The organism is Vibrio sp. 1288 (assembly GCF_033344475.1).
Window position 1 is genome coordinate 1 of sequence record NZ_JAWPOX010000683.1, and the last position, 633, is coordinate 633.

2 pseudogenes are annotated in these 633 nt (G+C 48.0%); one reads left to right on the forward strand and one right to left on the reverse strand.

The features are described 5' to 3' along the window. A pseudogene (locus R8O11_RS28765) lies at window positions 1–426 on the forward strand (6-phospho-beta-glucosidase); the annotation flags it as partial. A 48-nt stretch (window positions 427–474) separates the two neighbouring features. On the opposite strand, the pseudogene R8O11_RS28770 reads toward R8O11_RS28765, so the two are convergent. Continuing rightward, window positions 475–633: pseudogene (locus tag R8O11_RS28770) on the reverse strand (alcohol dehydrogenase); the annotation flags it as partial.

A 633-nucleotide genomic window follows, 5' to 3' on the forward strand; every position in this document is an offset into this window, starting at 1 on the left:
AACCCAGAGCTTAACGAGAAACCAAAAGAACTCGAAAAGCGCGGTGGCCAATATTACTCAGAAGCAGCCTGTGAGCTGATGAGCTCTATCTACAACGACAAGCGCACCATCATGCACGTGAACACTCGCAACAACGGCGCGATTGCGGGCTTGCCGGACGACTGCACTGTGGAAGTCAGCTGTATGATCACTAAATCAGGGCCAGTCGCTTTGAATGTTGCGCCGTTCCCAATAGATACGCTGCGCCTGATTCAATTGATGAAGGATTTTGAATCACTCACTGTCGAAGCCGCGGTCACTGGCAACCGCAATGCCGCGCACCGAGCGTTGATTCTGAACCCACTGGTCACAACAGGAACGATTCTAGAGCAGGCATTGGAAGAGACCATTCAAGCGAACCTCGATTACATGCCGCAGTTTCGCTAAGCCCAATTAAAACGCAAAAGGGAGGGCGAGTGCCATCCCTTTTTGTGTTCACATGGTTAGAATAATCTTGCCACTCCGCGCTAGTGATTTTTCTTCAATTTGTTCAATCGCAGTTTGAAATGCTTCTAACGGTAAGTAGTGTGCAACTGCGAGCTTTATATCATTGGCAATAAAGTGTTTTAACATTTCAGCGAATACCGTCTTTCT